Below are 19,905 nucleotides of genomic sequence, written 5' to 3' on the forward strand. Positions count from 1 at the left end.
AGATGCTATGGGGCCGAAAGTTATCATTGTGCCGACTGCCACCGCCACCTGAAACGCTACTGGTATCGCCATTGCACCTTTATTCGGCGCTGGGAGCGCCTACCAGCTGCAACGACCCCAGATCTCAACGCCCCTGCCCGAGCTATTTGGTCCAGTTCCGCAACTGTTGACAAGGGATTGAAGTAAACGATTGCAGCTGGAACCGGGATCTGGCCAAGTCCTAACGTGTCGAAGTTTCGATAAATACTTCAGCTTGCCGAGGAAAGGCGCTTCGGAGCGGGACCGAAGCGCCTTTGAGCCGAGTCAAAAGCGGGCGGTCGCGCCCATCCAGACGCGGGCGGGATCGATCATGTAGCCGGCTTCGTCGTAGTTCAGGCGCTTGTCGAACAGGTTCTGCACGCCGGCGTGGAAGGTGAAGCCGGGCGAGACCTTGTAGGATCCGCCCATGTCCACAGTGGTGTAGGATTCCACGACGAGATTGTTGCCGCTGATCTGAGCTTCGGTAACCGCCTCCTCGCCACGGAACACTGCGCGGGCATACAAGCTGAGACGCTCGTCCGGGCGCCAGTTCAGCGAAGCGCTGGCCTGCTGTTTTGGGGTGTCGTTGAGCGCCATGCCCGCGCTGGCACCGGTGAGCTGCTCGGAGTCGGTCAGCGTGCCCGTAGCGTTGAAGCGCAGGGTTCGGGTAAGGTTGAGATCGATGGTCGCCTCGATCCCGCGGACCTTGGCCTTGTCGACATTGACGTAAGTCGTCGGCGGCCGGCCGATCGAACTGAGCGGCTCGTTCACGCACCAGGCCCCGGCCTGTTCGCATGTAAGCCGGGTGATCTTGTCGTTGAAGCGGGTGTCGTAAGCGGTCAGGCTCGCCTGGAAGCCCTTGCCCTCATACATGGCCACGGCCTCGATCGTGCGTGAGGTCTCTGCCTCGAGATCGGGGTTGCCGTAGATGGTGCCGCCGCGGCTGGACTGGCCCCAGTCGGGCAGGGTCTGGCGCAGGTTCGGTGCGCGGAAGCCCTGCGAATATCCACCTTTGAGAGTGAATTGCGCGGTGGTGTTCCACACGAGGTAGACGCGCGGCGTCCAGTGCGCGCCATATTGCTCGTCATTGTCGAGACGAAGCCCTCCGGTCAGGCGCAGGGTATCCAGGATCGACAGCTCGTTTTCGGCAAACAGCGCCCAGTTGGTGCGGCTGGCACCGGCGCGAGTGGAACCGGGCAGCAGGTTGCCCACCGTGTCCGTCAGAACCTCGTTACGGAAGAAACCGCCAAGACTGAGCATGTTGGAAGGAAGTTGGACCGACCAGATCGACTGCGCGACGGTATTCTTGATGCGTTTGGTGGTTTCGAGGTTCTTGGCATCCTCGTACTGGACGTAGCTTTCCGAATTGGCGAAGCCCCAGCGGCCGGAATGGCTGAGCGCGGCGACGTGGCGTTCCTGGGTCTGAACATCGCGCGTACCTTCTGGCACCGTAGCGGTCACTTCCACGGTCTTGCCGGCCGTGGCGGTCACTTCCTGGCGGTAGAAGCCGCCCTCAACGAGGAAGTCGTGGTCCGGCCCGGCCGAGAAGCCTACCTTGCCGCCCAGACTCTCGTCCTTCCGCTCAGGCGTGCCGCCGACCACGCGGTCCTCACTGCGGCGGTTGATCGCGCCCTGCACCTGCAGGCCAACCCCCTTGGCCAGCGGGCCGGAGAGATAGAAGTTGCCGTCGTAGAAATTGCCGTAGTCGCTGCCCAGCTGCATGGTGCCGTTCACCCGCACGCTGCCACGCCATGAGGGCGCGATGCGGCGGGTAATGACGTTGACGACGCCGCCCATCGCGTCCGAGCCATAAAGCGAGGACATCGGCCCGCGCACCACTTCGATGCGCTCGATCGATTCCAGCGGTGGCAGCAGTCCGCCTTCGGACGTGTTGCCGCCATTGGTGCGAGTCTCGCGGCTGCTCAGGCGCTTTCCGTCCACCAGGATCAGCGTGTACTGCGGGGACATGCCGCGGATCGAGATGTCGCGGCTGTTGCCCTCGCCGGGGGTGACGGTCACGCCGGGAATTTCCATCAGGGCGTCAGTCACCTCGCGGTAAGGCAGGCGCTCCAGGTCCTCGCGGGTGATGACGCTGATCGAGGCCGGCGCGTCCTTCACTTCCTGCTCGCGGCTGGTGGCGGTGACGACGATGGTCGAGGCGCTGGTGGCGCCTCCAGAATCCTCGCCAGGCTCGTCGGCAAGAGCGGCCGGAATGGCGAAGGCCGTCGTCACGCCCGGCAGAGCCGCGGCAAGACTAAGGGCGGCCGCGCTCGTGCGCAGCCGAAACTTGTGGATCACGATTACCCCCTTGGAACACTAATGCGAATGCTTTGCATTAGCGCTCTTGACCCGGTGGTTCGCTCGGGCCAACAGTCAAGATCGGATATCGACTATTCAGAAATGCATGGCCGCGAACCGGAAGCCGAAAGGCGTCCGAGCCGCTCCCGCAACCAGCGGGAAGCGGGATCGCGGTGACTGCGCTCATGCCAGAGCAGCCAGTACTGCAGCACGCCCAACTCGGCCGGCGCCGGGCGCGTGGCCAGGCCCTGCCCCGCCTCGAAGCGGTCCGCAGCCCGCGAGGGCAGCACCATGACCAAGTCCCCTGCCGCCAGCATGTCCGGCGCGAGACTGAAATAGGGCAGGCTGGCGGCGATCTTGCGCGAGGCGGCGTTGGGTCCGAGTGACATCGTCACCCGGTCCAATTCGGCCTCGCTGACCGTCAGGCTCAGATGCGAATGCGCCAGGAACGCGTCGAGCGGCACCGGCTCATCGCTGCCGGCCAGCGGATGATCCGCAAGCGTGACGCAGACGAACTCGTCCTCGAACAGCAGGGCGCGGTGAAGCTGCGAAGGATCATGATCGAGCCCGGAAATAGCCAGATCGATGTCGCCCTCGGCCAATGCGCGGTGCGTGGCGTGGCTCAGCGGTACGATGTCGATGCCGATGGCAGGTGCCTCGGCGCGCAAGGCGGCCATGGCGGGCAGGAGAACGGACATGACGCCGAAGTCGGTGGTGGCCACACGAAAGCGGCGCTCCACTCGCGCGGGATCGAAGCGCTCTTCCACCAGCAGCGCGGATGTGGTGGCCATCCAGTCGGCCAGGCGGCCAACCAGTTCCTCGCCGCGGCGGGTGCGCGACATGCCGGTGCCGGATCGCACGAGCAGCGGATCCTTGAGCGCAGTGCGAAGCTGCGAGAGCGACCGACTGACGCTCGGCTGGCTCACGCCCAGCGCCAACGCCGTGCCGCTGACGCTCTTGGTCTTGAGCAGCAGGGTAAGCGTCAGGAGCAGGTTGGGCGAAATCGGCAGGAGCATAGGAGGCGCCTATTGCAACTTTGTCTCATTCGCAATCATCCCGCCCGATGAGACAGGGCTGTTCCTGCGTAGGTAAGGCGGAGAAAGCCTTTATAATATCGCAGTCGCAGGCGCGAAAACCTGGAGAAACAAAACCCGGAAAGTGCGAAGACGGGGCGTTAGCCGATGCGCGAAACGATGCTTCGGCGTCAACGGCCGGGCCGGGCCACTCGACCAGACAAGTTACGGTAGCGCCATGAATTCCCAGACGGGCTTGTAAAACGGCGTGCCGTCAACCCGGCGCGGCAGGAACCTGTCAAACGCCATGGCGAGGTGCGCATTCGCCAGCGCCACAAGAGGCCGTGCAGTGGTCAACTGGTGTGACCCTCCGTAAGGCGCACGGGTCAGATCGGTCCCCTGAGCAGGCCCGAACCGCGCCAGACCGATGGCTTCCCAGCTTGCCTTCGCGACCGGGAGGGGCACCACCGGGTCGGAAACATGAGAGAAGCCGTATTGCCGCTCGACCGGGGTGGCATTCGGTCTCGACAGCCATGGCGAGGTGAGGCCCGCCCTTGTGACGTCTGCCACGCCGGAAATCATGACAGCACGCAGCAATGCATGCCGCTTCGCAAACATGGCGACGTGACCAGCGCCTTGGGAATGACCAACCGCACTGACGCGGGACCATTCTATCGCATCATGACTCAGGAAAGCGCTCCATCCTTCATCAGGATAAGTGGCGGCAAGATATTTGAGCAGCCTGTACAGCCTGGGCTCGATAGCATCGGGACGGCTGACGGTAAGCAACGGCGTCAGATCTTCGCCGGTCAGGATTTCCTCGCGCACCTTGCCGGTGCAGTCGTCGTCGGCGGACCCTTTGCAAAGCGCTGCGACCGCTTCCGCATTGGGATAGGCGATGGAAATTGCATGGTAGCCGCGTCTTGCCGCCGTCCGCACGATATCCTGAGTCATCGAGGTGGCGGTGCGCGTGCCGTCGACGAACAGAAACAGCTTCGCTTTGCGCGCCGTGCTGGCGGACGGAAGCAGCACGAGATGCCTGTCCTGCAGTTTTGTCACCGGGTTCGGCGCCTGCGTCGCCGCAGGATCGGCAGCGGAAACGGGTACATCGTGCCGTACAAGCCCGGCATCCCCATCCGCCTCTCCGGCTGCCAGAGAAGGCACTGCAAACGCCAGGCAAGAGGCGATTGCGAACCAAAGCGTCGCGGTCTTGCGCGGCATTCCAGGGGACGGTTTCATACGCTGCTCCATTGAGGCGTGAAGATAGTGCCGGGATATGTGTGCCAACGGTGAGGTTGAGGAAGTTATTCAGCATTCCAGTCGCTTGGCAACCAGGCATGCCGGTATCCCGCCTTGTAGGTCGACAGGACATGAATGCTGGATGAGGGACTGGTCGTTGAGGACCAGCGAAACCCTCAAGCCTCTTGTCTTCACACCCAATTACGGCGGATTTTGCGTTCGTTGCGCGGGCACGACCTGCCACCCCCGCCTGTTCCTCGCGCCTTCAGCGCTCCCGCCCATGCTTTGAAGATCGCGCTTTTCAGGCTGCACAAGTCTCGCCGGAGCCGGCCGCGAGACACCTCGCCCTTGGCAGATCACTCCAGGCCTGCGATGGCGCAGTCATGGACACACCTGATACCCTGCTCGAACCCGGACGCAATTGCTGGCGGATCGAGCACGCGACCCGTGCCGCCGTCATCGTAGACGCAGATGATTATTTCAAAGCAGCACGCGCCGCGATGCTACGCGCGAAAAAGCAGATCCTGCTGGTCGGTTGGGACTTCGATGCCCGCATCCGGTTCGGCGGCGATAAGGACGACGGCGGGCCGGACCAGGTCGGTGCGTTTCTCAGTTGGCTCGTCCGGCGGACTCCGGGCCTGCAAGTCCACATCCTGCGCTGGGATACCGGTGCCATCAAGACGCTGTTTCACGGTCAGACGTTACTGAGAATAGCGCAGTGGATCAAAGATCCGCAAATTCACATGCGTCTCGACGGCCATCATCCCCCTACCGGATCGCATCACCAGAAGGTCGTCGTCATCGATGACGACGTCGCCTTCTGCGGCGGGATCGACATGACTGTCGATCGCTGGGACACGCGCCAACACGATGATGACGAACCCCGCCGTCTGGAGCCCGATGGCACGCCTTACGGTCCCTGGCACGATGCCACCACGATGCTCCAGGGGCCGGTCGCACGCACGCTGGGCGACATGTGCCGGAAACGCTGGGAAGTTTCGGGCGGAAGCGCGCTCGCTCCGGCTTCGTGCGATGCGGATTGCTGGCCAGAGGACGTCGAAAGCGACTTCACCGATGTGGAAGTGGGCATCGCGCTCACCGTTCCGGAAATGGCCGAACAGGATCCTCGCCACGAGATCGAGGCTCTCTATGTCGATCTCATCATGCGGGCGAAGCGCTGGTTCTATGCCGAAAGCCAGTATTTCGCCTCAAGAAAGGTCGCAGAAGCCATCGCGCAACGGCTGGCAGAGCCTGACGGCCCCGAATTTGTGATCGTCCATCCCACCTCCGCGCAAGGCTGGCTTGAGCCGATCGCGATGGATTCCGCACGCGCCAGATTGGTGGAGGCGCTGCAGCAGCGGGACGTCCATGGTCGCCTGCGGCTCTATCACCCCTATACCGCGAAGGGGCACCCCATCTATGTGCATGCCAAAGTGACGGTCGTCGACGATGAAGTGCTGCGCGTAGGGTCTTCGAACTTCAACAATCGTTCGCTCCGCCTGGACACCGAATGCGACGTCGTCATCGACGCCGGCCGGGAAGCCAATGCCGCCGAGCGCGGGACCATTGCCGGCATCCGCAACGCCCTTCTGGCCGAGCATCTCGATACGGACTGTCAGACCATCGAAGACCTGCTGGAACAGACCGGCTCGATCATTTCGACAATCGAAAAACTGCGCGGCGACGGCCGCTCGCTGCGGCCCTACGAAGTGCCGGACCTCGATTCCGTTCGCGAATGGCTCGCCGATCACAAAGTCCTCGATCCCGAAGGGCCGGGCGAGATGTTCGAGGCGATCTCCAAACGCACGCCGCTGCTCGCGCGTCTGAAGCACCGCCCTCATTTCAAGCGCCAGGATGGCGGTCTGTCGCTGGTCGGCGCCGGTATCCTTGCCGCGGGGGCAGCAGCAGGGATAGGCCTGCTCGCTACGGCCATTTCAAAGCGCTCGGATAAATAGCGCCTGCCGCCAAATCACGCCCCGTTCGCGCCCGCCGGCAAGAGGGCACCCATCCGCCATCGCCGGCACCTGGGCCATCAAATGGCGTCGAGCCGTACCTTGACATCAGCGGGCAGTTCCAGCGCCGCGGCAGCCAGATTTTCCGCCAGATGTTCCAGGCTCGACGTCCCGGGGATCAGCAGAAGGTTCGGCGAGCGCGCAAGCAGCCAGGCCAAGGCCGTCTGCATGGGCGTTGCCCGGATCTCGGCGGCAAGCCCGGCCAAGGCGTCCGACTGAATGGGGCTGAACCCGCCCAGCGGGAAGAACGGCACATAAGCGATACCCTGCGCCGCCAGAGCGTCCACGAGCAGATCGTCGCCCCGATGGACAAGATTGTACTGGTTCTGCACGCACGCGACCGGCGCGATGGCCTGGGCCTCGGCCACTTGCGCCTTAGTGACGTTGCTGAGGCCGAGGTGCCGGACCAGACCCTGCTCACGCAGCCGCGCGAGGGCCCAGAACTGTTCCTCCAGAGAGCCTTCGCTCGGCGCATGGACGTCCCCCATCAGCCGCAGGTTGACCACTTCGATCCGCTCCAGACCAAGGTTGCGCAAGTTGTCGTGGACGGCGCGGGTCAGTTCGTCCGCGCTCTGGGCCGGCAGCCAGGATGCGTCGGCTCCCCGCACCGCGCCGACCTTTGTCACGATGACCAGATCCTCACCGTAGGGGTGCAGGGCTTCGCGAATGATCTCGTTCGTCACATGCGGGCCGTAGAAATCACTGGTGTCGATATGGTTGACGCCCGCCTCCACAGCCGCGCGCAGAACCGCCACGGCGCCGGCGCGGTCTCGCGGGGGACCGAAGACGCCCGGTCCCGCCAGTTGCATGGCGCCGTAGCCCATGCGGTTCACGGGACGGTCGCCCAGTTGGAAGGTCCCCGCCTTGGCAAGATCGATCATTGCATGTCTCCTGGCATGTTGCTGCCCGAATATGGACTTCAACTCGCTGATCGATAAGACGGTCTATTGAGAACAGCTTGTACGGAAAATCGCACAATGGCCATGGAACTTGACGATCTTTCCGCCTTTGTCGCCGTGGCCAGCGCCAAGGGCTTTCGGGAGGCAGCCCGCATCTCCGGCGTGTCGGCATCCGGGCTCAGCGAAGCCCTGAGGCGCCTCGAAACCCGGTTGAACACCCGGTTGCTTCATCGCAGCACCCGCAGCATATCCCTGACCGAAGCCGGCGCCCGGCTCTACGAAAGGATCGGACCGTCGCTCGCCGAGATCGGCGCCGCACTGGACAGCGTTCAGGCTCTTACCGATGAGCCGGCAGGCGCGCTGAAACTGAACGTACCCGCCAACGTGGCACGCACGGTGCTCCCAGGCATTCTCCCGGGCTTTCTTGGCGCTCATCCGCATATCCGGGTGGAAGTCACCGTGGAGGACAGTTTCGTGGACATCCTCGCCTCCGGAGCGGACGCCGGTATCCGCTATGAGGAGCGCCTGGAGCAGGACATGATCGCGGTCCCTATCGGGCCGCGTGAACAGCGCCTTCTCACGGCCGCCGCACCGTCCTATTTCGCAGCGCGAGGGCGCCCTGCCCATCCGCGCGACCTCGTTCATCACAATTGCATGCGCCTGCGCTTTGCCAGCGGCGCCATAGCGACCTGGGAATTCGAGAAGGACGGCGAAGTGCTTCGTTTCGATCCCCCGGGATCGCTGCTGATCCAACCGGGATCGGCATGCGACCTGTTGGTGGAGGCGGCCGCCTCGGGGCTCGGTATCGTGTGCCTGTTCGAGGATTGGCTGGCCCCTCATTTGCGCAGCGGCGCACTCGAAACCGTGCTCGAGGACTGGACACCTCCCTTTTCCGGACCGATGCTCTATTATTCCGGTCGCCGCCAAATCCCGCCGCCCTTGCGGGCGTTCATCGACTTTACGAGGTGCATCTCGGGTTGAGCCTTTCCGGCGGCGCCCAGCAATCCGGGCGCCCGGCACGCAGTCAATCGAAATCCAGGCTGAGATGAGCGATGTCGCCCTCGATGCGGCCTTGCGGACTGCGATAGGCCGTTACCGGCACGCCCAGATCGCGTCCCACGTCCAGGGTTTCGCCGTTTCCAGCCGCCATCAGCATGGACGTCGGCAAACGCCCCGACGCGAGAGCTGCGCCATTCGCACTGAGCGTGACGGTGGCCGGGCCGCCCGGCCTGTCGACGGCGAAGCGCATGGTCAGCTTGACCGTACCTTCAGGCAGCGCTCGATCGGCGGCGACACGGGTGATCTCATCGGGATCGGTGGAACGCACAGCAATGAACACGGGACGGCCCTTGTCCAGGTAGAGGCTCCAGCCTCCGAAGCGGCTGCCGAACGCCATGACCGCTCCCGAAGCGGTATCGCTATCCAGTCGCAGATCGGCAGCGAGCGTGAAGCTGCGTGCGAACGGCACCGGCTCCGTATTGGCGGGCAGGCTCACATCCTTGCCCCAGAAGTCGAAATGCTTGCGACCGCTGCCGCGCATCATCGCCGCTCCGCGCGCCATGCCGAAGCGGTGATCGAGCGGAAGCACGTTGTTGCGCGCCGCCTCCCGCTTCCACAGATCGAGCATGGTCTGAAGCCGTGCAGGCTCCTTCGCGGCAAGATCGTTCGACTGCGAAAAATCCCGATCGAGATTGTAGAGGGACCATTGCACCGGGGGCCGTTCACCGGCGGCAGGAAGGTTCTGCCACGCCAGACGCCCATCATCGCCCGAGAGGAACCAGCCATCGTGATAGAGGCCGGCCTTCCCGCCGATCTCGTAGTATTGGGTGCGCGGTTTCGCCGCATCGCAGGAGGCGAGGCTGGCCAGCAGGCTTTCGCCGTCCATCGGCTTCTGGCGGACCCCATAGACGCTTTGCGGCGCTGGCAAGCGCGCCGCCTCCAGTACCGTCGGCGCAATGTCCACCAGATGCGAGAACTGACCGCAGACCGCACCGGGATGCGCCGTGTGTCCCTTCCAGGAAAGGATCATGCCGTTTCGGATGCCGCCCAGGAACGAGGCGTATTGCTTGGTCCAGCGCAGCGGCGTGTTCATCGCCCAGGCCCATCCGGCAGGGTAGCTTTCATAGGTCATCGAACCGCCGAGCCGATCGATATTGGCCTGCATCCAAGCCTCGCTTTCATCATGCGAGCCCATCGAGCGCAGTTCGTTGATCGTGCCTTTCGGCCCTGCCTCCGCGCTAGCGCCATTGTCGCCGATCACCAGCGCTACCAAGGTATTGTCCAACTGGCCCATCCGCTGCAGTTCGTCGATCACGCGGCCGATCTGCTCGTCCTGATAGACAAGCTGCGCCGCGGCGACTTCCATCGTGCGTGCAGCGAAAGCCTTCTGGCCCGAAGTCAGGCTTTTCCAGGCCGGAATTTCCGCAGGGCGCGGGGTTAGCGGCGTACCTTTGGGTATGATGCCCATGGCAAGTTGCCGCCGCCAGGTCTGTTCGCGCTGAAGATCCCAGCCGGCATCGAACTTGCCCTTGAAACGCGCGATATAGTCCGCTGGAGCCTGATGCGGCGCATGGGTGGAGCCGGGCGCCATGTAGACGAGAAACGGCTTTTCCGGCGCTGCCGCCTTCTGGTTGTGGATCCAGCGGATCGCATCCTCGGCCAGGCGGCTGTCGAGCAGGCTTTCCTCTCCATCGTCCTGCTCGGCGCGCTGGATGCCGCGATAGAGGATTGGCGAATATTGGTCGCTATCGCCGCTGACGAACCCGTAGAAGTAATCGAAGCCCAGACCGGTCGGCCAGCTGTCGAACGGCCCCGCCTCACTGCGTTCGTTGGACGGCAGGTTGTGATGCTTGCCGAACATCGCCGTGCTGTAGCCATTCGGCCGCAGGACCTGGGCGATCGTGGCGGTTTCCGGCAGGATTTTCCCGCCGTAGCCCGGAAATGGCGCAGGCACATCGCTCAACCAGCCGACCCCGGCGTTGTGATGGTTGCGACCGGTCAGCAGCGCCGCGCGACTGGGCGAGCAGATCCCGGTGGTGTGGAAGCGATTGTAGCGCTGGCCACGCGCTGCCAGCCGTTCGAAATGGGGTGTCGGAACGGGGCCGCCGAAAGCGCTGGACATCGCGAAACCGACGTCGTCGCTCATCATCAGGAAAACGTTGGGCGCTCCGGCGGGCGCCTGGATCGCGGCCTGGGCAAAGCCTGTGGCATCCAGGACATTCTCCGCCACCGTTCCCGTGAACGGCGCGGCCGGCACGGGCAGGATCGTGCGCGCGGGCTGGCTGTCCGCCGCCGCAGGGTGTGCTGACGCCGCCCCTGCCATCGCCAATGCCGCCGCGCCTGTCCGCCATCCGATCTTGCCCATCGCGTTCCTCCCCCGCTTCGTTCGCAGGCAAGTTAGGGCTCGCGCGATCAGGCTGTCCAATGCATATCAAGGCAACATTGCATGCATCATGGGAATACCGATGGACCTGCCGCGCCTGCGCCATATCGTTGCCGTCGCCCGTAACCAGAGCTTCTCGCGCGCGGCGGAGGAAGTAGGCATCACTCAGCCCGCGCTGAGCCGCAGCATCGCCGCCTTCGAGAAAAGGCACGGTGTCATGTTGTTCGATCGGGGGCGCGGCGGGGTCCATCCCACGGCTGCCGGGCTGCATGTGATCGAACACGCGCAAAAGCTGCTTCATGCCGCGGGAGACCTGGAACGCAGCCTTCGGCGCTATCCCGAAGGCAAGCCGGGACAAGTCGCCATCGGGCTTGGGCCGCTGATGGCCGGACTGTTCCTGCCGCACGTGGCCGGCTCGCTCCTGCATGCCTGGCCTGGAATCCGCATTCGCACCTTGGTGCGCGCGCCCGATCAACTCGTCACCGAACTGGTCAACGACCGGATCGAGATGATCCTTGGCAGCAACTGGAATCTTGGCCGCATCCCGAGCACAGGGATCGAGCGACTGGGCCGGATCGGCGTTGCCTTCATGGTGCGCGGCGGCCATCCCCTGTCTCGGCAAGGCCTGGTCACCAACGCCGATCTGGAGGATTATCCGGCCGCCAGTGCCGTCGAACTGCCAGATGGCCAGGGTGACCCGGCCGGAAGTTTCATCTGCGACAATTTCCACGTCCTGCGCGAAACGGTGCTGCGCAGCGATTGCGTCTGGATCTCCTCGCCTGCGTTCCTGGCCGATGATCTGCGCGAAGGGCGCATGGTCCAGTTGGAAGTCAGCGGATTCCCGCCCTCCCATAGCGAGGTCTGCCTGATTACGAAACGCAGCCGCACCCGTTCCCCGACAGTCACGGCCGTAGCGGAAAAAATCCGCACTCTCCTGGCGCAGGCGGAGGTATGATGTCGCTGCTCGCCTGTTCTGGTGCTAGGGCATGAGACCCGCGGCACGAAGCGCATCCTCGATCACTTTGCGCACGCCTGCCTCTCGGGTCCGCCCGCTCTGCCCGGGTTCCGAGGGCGGGATCGGCTGCAGGCGCCGGCCTTCATAAACCATCAGTCCGTTCATTTCGGCGGGTTCCGGAATTCGCGCCCTATCCGGAGAATGTTCGGCAGCCCTCGCTTCTTGGTGGTCATCGAGGAGTCCCCAAAAACTGCAGATCTGGTGGCTTGAGGAAACCCCCACTTCCAGCATGAAGGCCCCCGCCCGTCCGCACGCATCCTTGCCGGACGTCTTCAACGGGGTACCGTGCCCCATGCCGGCTATGCGATGATCCTCCATGACCGGGCGCCCGTGACGGTCCAGCCAGACACGGCGGGTATGGCTGCCCGTGGATTCGCTGAGATCCGGCGTCTCGCCGATATCGTGCAAGGCGCCGCATTGCCTCAGCAAGGCAGTGGCGTTGAGGTCGGCTACCGTTGCATCCCCGCTGCCATGCCAGACCGAGAGCGTCGGCCACGGCCCGGCATGAGAGGTCGCCTGGCGGACCAGCATCTCCAGCTCGCTCCGCTCGGGCATATTCTGGCCGCGCATGCGTTCGAGAGCCTGCGGCACACCATAGGCGCTCCCGTAAGGCAGACCGGCAACAACAGCGCCTCCCGCAAACACTTCGGGATAGGTCGCCAGCATGACCGCCGTCATGGCGCCGCCGGCAGAGAGGCCGGTCACATATATGCGGGCGGCGTCGATATTATGCCGGGCGACGACGGCCGCGATCATGTTTCTGATGGACTGCGCCTCGCCCGCACCGCGACGGCTGTCTTCTTTCGAAAACCAGTTGAAGCACAAGTTCGGATTGTTCGAGGCCTGCTGCTCTGGAAAAAGCAGGGCAAACCCATGCCTGTCGGCCATCTCGGACCATCCGGCACCCATATCGTAGCCTGCCGCATTCTGGGTGCAGCCGTGGAGTACCACCACCAGCGCCGGATGCTTGGACAAGGTGGGAGGGAGATAGAGGTGCGCGCGTAGCGCTCCAGGGTTCTCCCCGAACTGGCTCAGTTCCCGCAGGCGGCTATGGCCCTGAAATGCGCCGGATGCCGGCCCTTTCCGCAAGGCGGCCAAGTGAGCGATGGTCTCCGATATCGTTGGCATGGCATATCCTTGCTGAAATGGGGCAAGCACAGGATAGGAGCGCTCCACCATTTTGCTGCACTGCAACATCAAATGGTGACGAACGGGATTGTTGCAAGGTGAATCAGTTTTCAATTTTGCCGGGCCGCTTCGAGCAGCCTTTCGCAAGCCTCACTCATGGCAGCTCAAGACCCAGCCCTGATGCACCTGCGATCCGGGAGCCTTAGCTGATACAGTCCCGATTTCCGGGCGAAAGGCCGTCCGCCCGGCACCTCTCAGCGGCGGGCCAAGCCTCTCAACTCCGCAACAAGCTGACGGCAAACATCCCTTCCAATCTAGAAAGCGAATGCCAGCTGGTCTGGATGCGGCATCCGCCGACGGGTTCCGCGCTCGCGAACATTGTCCTGATCGACCGCGCCGAACACGACCTTGATCATGGTGAGTGCCCGCGAATTGATTTTTTCCGAGGCTTCCAGCCGGCGAACGGCGCGCGCAGGATCCCGATAGCCGATAGCCTTGCCAAGTTCGATTTCCGAAAGACCTCGGTTCTTGCGAGCTGCAGCCAGTTCGGCTCCGGTCATGAAAAACTCCCTGGTTTGATCGCAACGAGAAGCGAACCCGGCGGTTCTGGTCGGAACCGAAAAGGGTCGGGCTGCGCGCCGTAGCGGGCCAGAGTCCCGGATTCCAGTCCGGCACGGCACGCAATTCCGCAAATGCGCTCAGGTTATCAACAGCCTTGTCGTCAACCGGAATCCCTCTTGAGCGCAGCGACGATGAACCCGGCGGCAAGATGGCCCATCGAGCCGACCATGGATTGATTGCCGCGTCTGCGGGCTACCATTTCGGCGCAGCGCGTCGCCTGCCCTGGCCAGGAAGTTGGCCACTCACACCTCCCTCCAGTAAGCCCTGCGCAAGCCTTGCACCTGACCGCTGCCGTAGCTCGATGACGCCTGACAGCCGGGTTGAGGCTCGCCGGGAGCGGGGCCGGCCATCGATCCTGTGGAAAGCGAGTGCTCCATTAGCTGACGCCGCCCACAATCTCGCGTATCAGGGCTTCATGGCCATCTTTTGCTTCATTGGACGGCATAAGCCATCACTTGTCTCGGTCTCTCGCGGCAAAGGTAACGGCTATCTTGCTCTATGCGATTCCTGCGGGGTACCGCTCGAACGTTCTGCCCCAGGCGGATGGCATGCTGCGCGCCCCATGAAAGAGAGCCCGCTGGCAGCGACGCCTCCCGCTTAGGATACGCCCGCCGCGATCGCCTGCATCAGCCGAGGCTCAGACGCGGGCATATTTGCATAAGCCATTTTGCTGGAGCGGCAGCCCAAGCTGCGGTCAGCTGAGCGAATGCGGATCGTCCAGAACCTTGCGGAAATACACGACCCGCTCGGTCTCCTCGAAATCCAGCGCAGCATGCACCGCGTGGGACGCGCTGTTCTCAAGCAGGGCGTCGGAGGCAAGCTCGGCGCAGCCTCGCTGCCGGGCCCACTGCTCGACAGCGCTAACCAACCCGCGAGCGATGCCGAGACGGCGGCTGTCCTCGGCGACATACAGTCCTTCGAGAAACGCGACCGGCGAGGTCTCGCAGCCATTGACGTAGTCGATGCGCAAAGCGGCTTCGGCAAACCCTATCAGTTCGCCGCGCGCACCCCGCGCGAGAAACCCGGCAAACAATTGCGGGCCTGACAGCATATCTGCAAGTTCTTCGCGGTGCTCGGCCGCAGTCCCGTCAGGCCAGAGCTCGGCCCGGAGCGGAGCCCACTCGTCGAGATCGCTTTCATCGCCAATCTCAATCCGCACGATCATCATTCGCGGTCCCACGGTCGGATTGGACAGCTGGCAAAGCAAGAGCGGCGCCGAACCAGCCGTCGGCGCCGCTCTCATGGGCCGGATCAGCCGTTCAGCTTGTCCTTGACCGCCTTGGCGACCGTGAAGGACAGCTTCTTCGAGGCCTTGATCGTCATCGCTTCGCCGGTCGCGGGATTGCGGCCTTCGCGCTCGGGGCTGTCCTTGACCTTGAACTTGCCAAAGCCATTCAGCGAGACTTCGTCGCCCTTGGCGGCCGCATCGCCGATCGCTTCGAACACGGCGTCGACGATCTTGCGGGCATCGGCCTTGGTGAGGTCGTGAGCGGCGGCAATGGTGTCGGCGAGATCGCTGTTATTCATGATTGGTTCGTCCTGTCGAAATCTTCGGGTCTGCCGCGCTCCTCGGATTGCGGGTCACAGCGGCAAAACCAAGCATGGATCATTGCAGGGCGCCTGCAAAGCCGATCAGTGCCCCCTACCCGCACTCAAGCACAGTTTGTCCACAGCCTGTGGATAGCGAAAACGATAAAATGGGTTGCCCATACCGTTCGCCATACCGGACTGCAGTGCATTGAGCCGTCAGCTTTTCACCAACCCCAAAGCCGTCCAGTTCACAAATCTGTGATGAACGACCAGCCTTTGCCCGGGGATTGGACTGCAAACACGCAATCGAATCGCCACGATCCTCAGCCCCGATAGAACGGAAATCGCTTAACGTGCCCGGCTACGAGACTGTTCTTGAACTTTAGACGCATAAGCTCCGCGCCCTCCTCTCGAACACATACCAGATGCGTTCCTCCTGACGGAAGCGGCTCGATCACACTGATTAAAACTGCGAATTTTTCGCACATGGCTAAAACTTCAACGTGCCCGAGAGACAGATTCATCGCACGGCTCATCGCGGTAACTCCCAAATCGCCACTTGTTACGCGTCAGCCGTTAGTCCCTCTTATCAATCAAAACCGAGACTGGATTTTTCGTCGAGGCGTTTGATGCATTCGGCTTGGGAGGAACCGGCTTCTTGGGCTTGCGGATTTCCCTGCTGCTCTTTTTTTGGCCCTTTGCCATCTATCGATCCTTTGAGATTGACGAGTGTCCGACACGCGGGTTGGTCAGCGCCGCCGCGCGCAGTGCAGTCCAACTGCAAGATGCAGCCGCGCCGAGCCTGACTTGATAATTTTCGATTTGCTGCCCCCAGCCCTGGGCAATCTGGAGATGCCTTGAGCGAACAGCCAAATCGACCGCCGAGTCTGCCCGCATCGATGCAAGTTGATGTGCGAAATACAGCTGATTGAGGTCCAAGAATGGCTCCACGTAGTAAGCGGGAGCGCAATCGGTCTCTCAGTCGCGGGTGCCTACAGAGAACCCATCCGCGATCACCCCAAGATAGGTATTCAAGTGACGAATAGTAAGGGGTAGGGATTCGCCGGGAGAAAATTATTTCAGTGCAAAATATTCAGCCCGGCGAACCCGCAGGTGATGTGAAAACTCCGTCCTGACTGCCCAACTCGACTGCCAAGCCGTGGGCGAGACGGCCCGTCGAAAGCGCCGCATCAGAACTTAGCGCCGAGCCTTGCATAATAGAAGCCGCCGCTGAGGCCGAAGGGCGCAAAGTTCCCGTACAGTCCCGACCCGTCTGCAGCGACGGTGCCGTTCCTGTCGGGATATGCGTCGAAGAGGTTGTTGGCACCGACAGCGATGTCGAGATTGTCGGTGAGTTGATAGCCCACTTCAGCGTCGGCCACCCATTTGGCACCATAAGTGCGGTCCGAAGCCGCCACATTGCTGGACTCGGTGTACTTGCCATAGCGCGTCACGCGGGCCAGCGCCCGGAACTTGGCCAGGGACCAGGTGTTGGACAACACCACCTTGCTGCGGGGCAGGGCCGCAACGAGATCGCGCTGGGCCTGCCGGCCGAACAGGGTGACGTTCAGGTCACTGAGTTCCTCGGGATTGTCGATGACGTGGAGGATTTTCGTCTTGTTGTAGCTGTAGGCGGCGTTCAGGCGAAATGTGCCGAGCGAGGCGGTATCGAGCGTATATTCGCCGACGACGTCGACCCCGCGCGTGCGGGTATCGATCGCGTTGGTGAAGAACTGGGCGCTATCCACGTCATCGATGCCGTTTTCGACGAGGATGTCCTTGATCGCCGCCCCGCCGTTGGATGCCGTACCCAGGAATTCGGTTTTCACGATACGGTCGTCGATACGGATCTGATAGCCATCGATCGTCAGGCGGAACGGGCCGGTCTCATAAGTCACGCCCGCCGTGAAATTGAGCGACTTCTCCGGCTTGAGCGGCTTTGCCCCCAGTGCAATCGCTGCTGCGCTGTTCACCGGCAGGAATTTGGACACGGTCGACACGCGCTCGTCACCGATCACCGTGACGGTGTTCTGCGTAGTCGAGAACGCCGTCTGCGCCAGCGACGGCGCGCGGAAGCCGGTGTTGACGCCGCCGCGCAGCGCAAGTCCCTTCGCCAGCTCGATGCGGGTGGACGCCTTGGCGCTGAAGGTGTTGCCCGCGCTGTCGGAATAATGTTCGAACCGGCCGGCGACGCCGACAAACCAGCCCGGCATCACATCGGCGGAAACGTCCGCATAGGCCGCCAGGTTGTTGCGGCTGATGCTTGTCGCGTCGGCCGGCGATGTGCCGGTGAAGGAAACGAGTCCCGGCGAGGGCGAACGGCCACCATAGAGCTGGCCGAATGGCGTGCTATCCAAGGGGATCACGTAGCCGCCGTCCCTGTAGGAATCGGGCTCTCCTGCGATGTTCTGAAAACGCTCCCAGCGCTGCTCCGCGCCCAGCGAGAGGTTTAACGGCCCGGCGAGACCGAGATCCAGCTCGCGGCTAAGGTCAAGATTGCTGACCCACAGGTCCTGCTTCTGGCGGCCCATGAAAAAGCTGCTCTTGCTGTCCGGCCCCAGCGAGGGATTGAGCGTGTTCTCGGCGCCCAGCTTCACGTTGTCGCGCCCATAACTGGTCGAGAGGTCCAGCGACCACTCCGCAAACTGGGTACGCAGTCCCACGGCCGTCTGCCAGTCCCATTCCCAGATGCGGCGGTAGGCCTGGAAGCCAGCAGGATAGAGCTGGGGCAAGACCGAGGCGCCGGAACTGTTGGCGAGACCATTATACCCGGTCGCTGCCGCGAAGTATGCGCCGCGGGCATCCTTGATGTTGCGGTAACTCAGCGTCGAGAACGAGTAGAGCGTGGTATCCTCGCCGACGGGCAATTCCGCATTGTAACTGGTGTCGACGATCTTGTCGCGATTGGAGCGGCCGTAGCCGCCGGCGATGAGATGGTCCGCATCGGCCTCCCTCGGATCGGGCTGGCCGTTCACCAGGGGATAGACATAAGGGATGGGCTCGGCCGAGGAATCGGCGCGGTCGTGATATTTCGCCTCGATGGAGAACCGTGCGAAGCCGCCGTCACCCAGCGGCGTGCCATAGGAGCCCGCGACTTGCGCCAAGGCGCCGCCTTTCTCGTAGAGCTGCCCGCCGGTCACTGACAGTTCGCCGCCGTGCGGAGAATTGTCGAGGATGATGTTGATGACGCCGGAAATCGCGTCGGATCCATATTGGGCGGCAGCACCGTCCCGCAGGACTTCGATCCTGCCGACCGCGCTGGTCGGGATCAGGTCGATGTCGACCGGCGTCGATCCGCCCGAGATGCGCGAGAGATTGTTGATCAGCGATGTCGTATGCCGCCGCTTGCCATTGACGAGCACGAGCACATAGTCACCGGAAAGTCCCCGGATCGAGATCGGCCGGACACTGGCCGAGGTCCCGCCACCGCCCAGCGCGGGCATGCTCAGCGAGGGGATGATATTGCCGAGTATCTCCTTGAGACCGGTGCGCCCGGTATTCTTCAGTTCCTGCGGGCTGATCACGTCGATCGGCACGGGACTGTCCGCCACCGAACGCTGGATCCGGCCGCGCGCGCCGGTGACGACGATAGCCCCGGCATCTGCCTCCGCTGCAGTGCTGGCGGCGGCATCGGCAACCTCTTCTGCTCTGGCAGGAGAAACGGCGATTATTGAAACACTCGCAAGTAAACCGGCAATTACAGTATTTTTCACTTAAGCCCCCAAATTAATAAGCACGGAAGCTTATTCCCATCCTCGCCATGAATATTTAAATTGAATTACCTCAATTCAATTTCATTTCTGCTTATCTCAGATGTGATCCGCGAATGCTTTATCGATCGGCCGCACAGTCTTGACCTCTCCGAAGCGGCGGAAGGTATCGAGCACGACTTGCTGATCGGAGATCACGCCGGCGTCGATCGGTACACGCAGACGCACATTCTTTTCCGCCGTCGCGCGCGCGATGTCCGGCGGCAGCCCGGTTTCCCTGGCCAGGACCGCGCCATATAGGTCGACATGGTTCCGCGCCCACTGCAGGGCCTTTGCCTCGCGCGCGAGGAAATCGCTCAGCTGCGCGCGCTTGCGCTCGATGGCGCTTTCCGGCGCAACGTCGAAGCCGTAGCCCTGGACAAAGTCCCTGCCGTCGACGACGATGCGATCGCCCTCGGCCTGCGCCGCCGCGACATAGGGCATCCAGGTGGACCAGGCATCCACCGCACCGGTCTGGAGCGCGGCGCGGGAATCGCTGGGGGACAGGAACGCCAGCTCGACGTCGCCCGGACCGTAGCCCGAAGCCATCAGCGATCGCAGCACCAGGTAGTGCCCGACGCTGCCGCGCGTCGTGGCGATCCGCTTTCCTTTCAGGCCCTTGCCGTCGCGGACTGGCGAACGCGCCGGCACCAGGATGGAAAGCGCGCCGTCGATACGGCTTTGTGTGCGCTGCGCGCTCACGGCCTTGATCGGGCTCCCGGCCTGATAAGCGAACTGGAACGGGGCGTCGCCGACCAATCCGAGATCGACCGCACTGCTGCCAAGCGCTTCAAGAAGATTCTGCGCCGCCGGGAATTCGGACCATTCGACTTCGTAGGAGACGCCATCGAGCGCGCCGGAAGCCAGCATGAGCGATTTCGTGCCGCCCTTCTGGCTGCCTACCCGCAGCACGTCCGTATTCGCGCTGCCGCCCCGGCCGCAAGCGGCCAGGGCGGCAGTCGTGGCAAGTCCTGCAAGCAGGCCGCGTCTATCGATCATAG

General features: G+C 63.1%; 14 protein-coding genes. 3 read left to right on the forward strand and 11 right to left on the reverse strand.

Going from position 1 to position 19,905, the window contains the following annotated elements:
* Positions 1-303: 303 nt before the first annotated feature.
* The 3 genes from EDF58_RS13745 to EDF58_RS13755 all read right to left on the reverse strand — a co-directional run bounded on the left by EDF58_RS13745 (position 304) and on the right by EDF58_RS13755 (position 4,568).
* Positions 304-2,316 (reverse strand): TonB-dependent receptor, encoded by a 2,013-nt coding sequence (locus EDF58_RS13745; RefSeq protein ID WP_243654254.1) that lies wholly within the window; start codon positions 2,314-2,316, stop codon positions 304-306.
* A 92-nt stretch (positions 2,317-2,408) separates the two neighbouring features.
* On the reverse strand, positions 2,409-3,332 hold the full coding sequence (locus EDF58_RS13750; protein WP_132266522.1) for a LysR family transcriptional regulator: 924 nt from the start codon (positions 3,330-3,332) through the stop codon (positions 2,409-2,411).
* Positions 3,333-3,554: 222 nt separating this feature from the next.
* Positions 3,555-4,568: a hypothetical protein gene (locus tag EDF58_RS13755; protein WP_165921415.1), complete on the reverse strand. Its 1,014-nt coding sequence runs from the start codon at positions 4,566-4,568 to the stop codon at positions 3,555-3,557.
* Between the two features lie 383 nt (positions 4,569-4,951).
* On the opposite strand from EDF58_RS13755, the gene EDF58_RS13760 reads away from it, so the two are divergent.
* The gene (locus tag EDF58_RS13760) at positions 4,952-6,523 is read left to right on the forward strand and encodes a phospholipase D-like domain-containing protein (RefSeq protein WP_132266528.1); all 1,572 of its coding nucleotides are present in this window, start codon (positions 4,952-4,954) and stop codon (positions 6,521-6,523) included.
* A gap of 77 nt (positions 6,524-6,600) precedes the next feature.
* Here EDF58_RS13760 and EDF58_RS13765 read toward each other — a convergent pair whose 3' ends face one another.
* On the reverse strand, positions 6,601-7,461 hold the full coding sequence (locus tag EDF58_RS13765) for an aldo/keto reductase family oxidoreductase (protein WP_132266531.1): 861 nt from the start codon (positions 7,459-7,461) through the stop codon (positions 6,601-6,603).
* Between the two features lie 96 nt (positions 7,462-7,557).
* Here EDF58_RS13765 and EDF58_RS13770 point away from each other — a divergent pair, with 96 nt between their 5' ends.
* A complete protein-coding gene (locus EDF58_RS13770; protein ID WP_132266534.1) occupies positions 7,558-8,460 on the forward strand; it encodes a LysR family transcriptional regulator in 903 nt (300 codons plus the stop codon).
* Between the two features lie 43 nt (positions 8,461-8,503).
* Here the strand turns inward: EDF58_RS13770 and EDF58_RS13775 are convergent, their stop codons facing one another.
* The gene (locus EDF58_RS13775) at positions 8,504-10,843 is read right to left on the reverse strand and encodes an arylsulfatase (protein ID WP_243654255.1); all 2,340 of its coding nucleotides are present in this window, start codon (positions 10,841-10,843) and stop codon (positions 8,504-8,506) included.
* 100 nt (positions 10,844-10,943) lie between these two features.
* On the opposite strand from EDF58_RS13775, the gene EDF58_RS13780 reads away from it, so the two are divergent.
* Entirely contained in the window at positions 10,944-11,816 is an 873-nt protein-coding gene (locus EDF58_RS13780) for a LysR family transcriptional regulator (protein WP_165921416.1), read from the forward strand.
* A gap of 24 nt (positions 11,817-11,840) precedes the next feature.
* Here EDF58_RS13780 and EDF58_RS13785 read toward each other — a convergent pair whose 3' ends face one another.
* The 6 genes from EDF58_RS13785 to EDF58_RS13820 all read right to left on the reverse strand — a co-directional run bounded on the left by EDF58_RS13785 (position 11,841) and on the right by EDF58_RS13820 (position 19,903).
* Positions 11,841-13,151 carry a PHB depolymerase family esterase gene (locus EDF58_RS13785; RefSeq protein WP_347812895.1) on the reverse strand — a complete coding sequence of 437 codons (1,311 nt, stop codon included), beginning with the start codon at positions 13,149-13,151 and terminating at the stop codon, positions 11,841-11,843.
* Between the two features lie 167 nt (positions 13,152-13,318).
* Complete coding sequence (locus EDF58_RS13790; protein ID WP_132266540.1) at positions 13,319-13,564, reverse strand: hypothetical protein; 246 nt, start codon at positions 13,562-13,564, stop codon at positions 13,319-13,321.
* Between the two features lie 755 nt (positions 13,565-14,319).
* On the reverse strand, positions 14,320-14,793 hold the full coding sequence (gene aac(6') / locus EDF58_RS13800) for an aminoglycoside 6'-N-acetyltransferase (RefSeq protein ID WP_243654256.1): 474 nt from the start codon (positions 14,791-14,793) through the stop codon (positions 14,320-14,322).
* Between the two features lie 83 nt (positions 14,794-14,876).
* A complete protein-coding gene (locus EDF58_RS13805) occupies positions 14,877-15,152 on the reverse strand; it encodes an HU family DNA-binding protein (RefSeq protein ID WP_132266543.1) in 276 nt (91 codons plus the stop codon).
* A gap of 1,193 nt (positions 15,153-16,345) precedes the next feature.
* The gene (locus EDF58_RS13815) at positions 16,346-18,868 is read right to left on the reverse strand and encodes a TonB-dependent receptor (protein ID WP_132266549.1); all 2,523 of its coding nucleotides are present in this window, start codon (positions 18,866-18,868) and stop codon (positions 16,346-16,348) included.
* 96 nt (positions 18,869-18,964) lie between these two features.
* On the reverse strand, positions 18,965-19,903 hold the full coding sequence (locus EDF58_RS13820; protein WP_132266551.1) for an ABC transporter substrate-binding protein: 939 nt from the start codon (positions 19,901-19,903) through the stop codon (positions 18,965-18,967).
* Between the last annotated feature and the right edge of the window lie 2 nt (positions 19,904-19,905).

This window comes from Novosphingobium sp. PhB57, from assembly GCF_004342985.1.
Taxonomy (GTDB): Bacteria; Pseudomonadota; Alphaproteobacteria; order Sphingomonadales; family Sphingomonadaceae; genus Novosphingobium.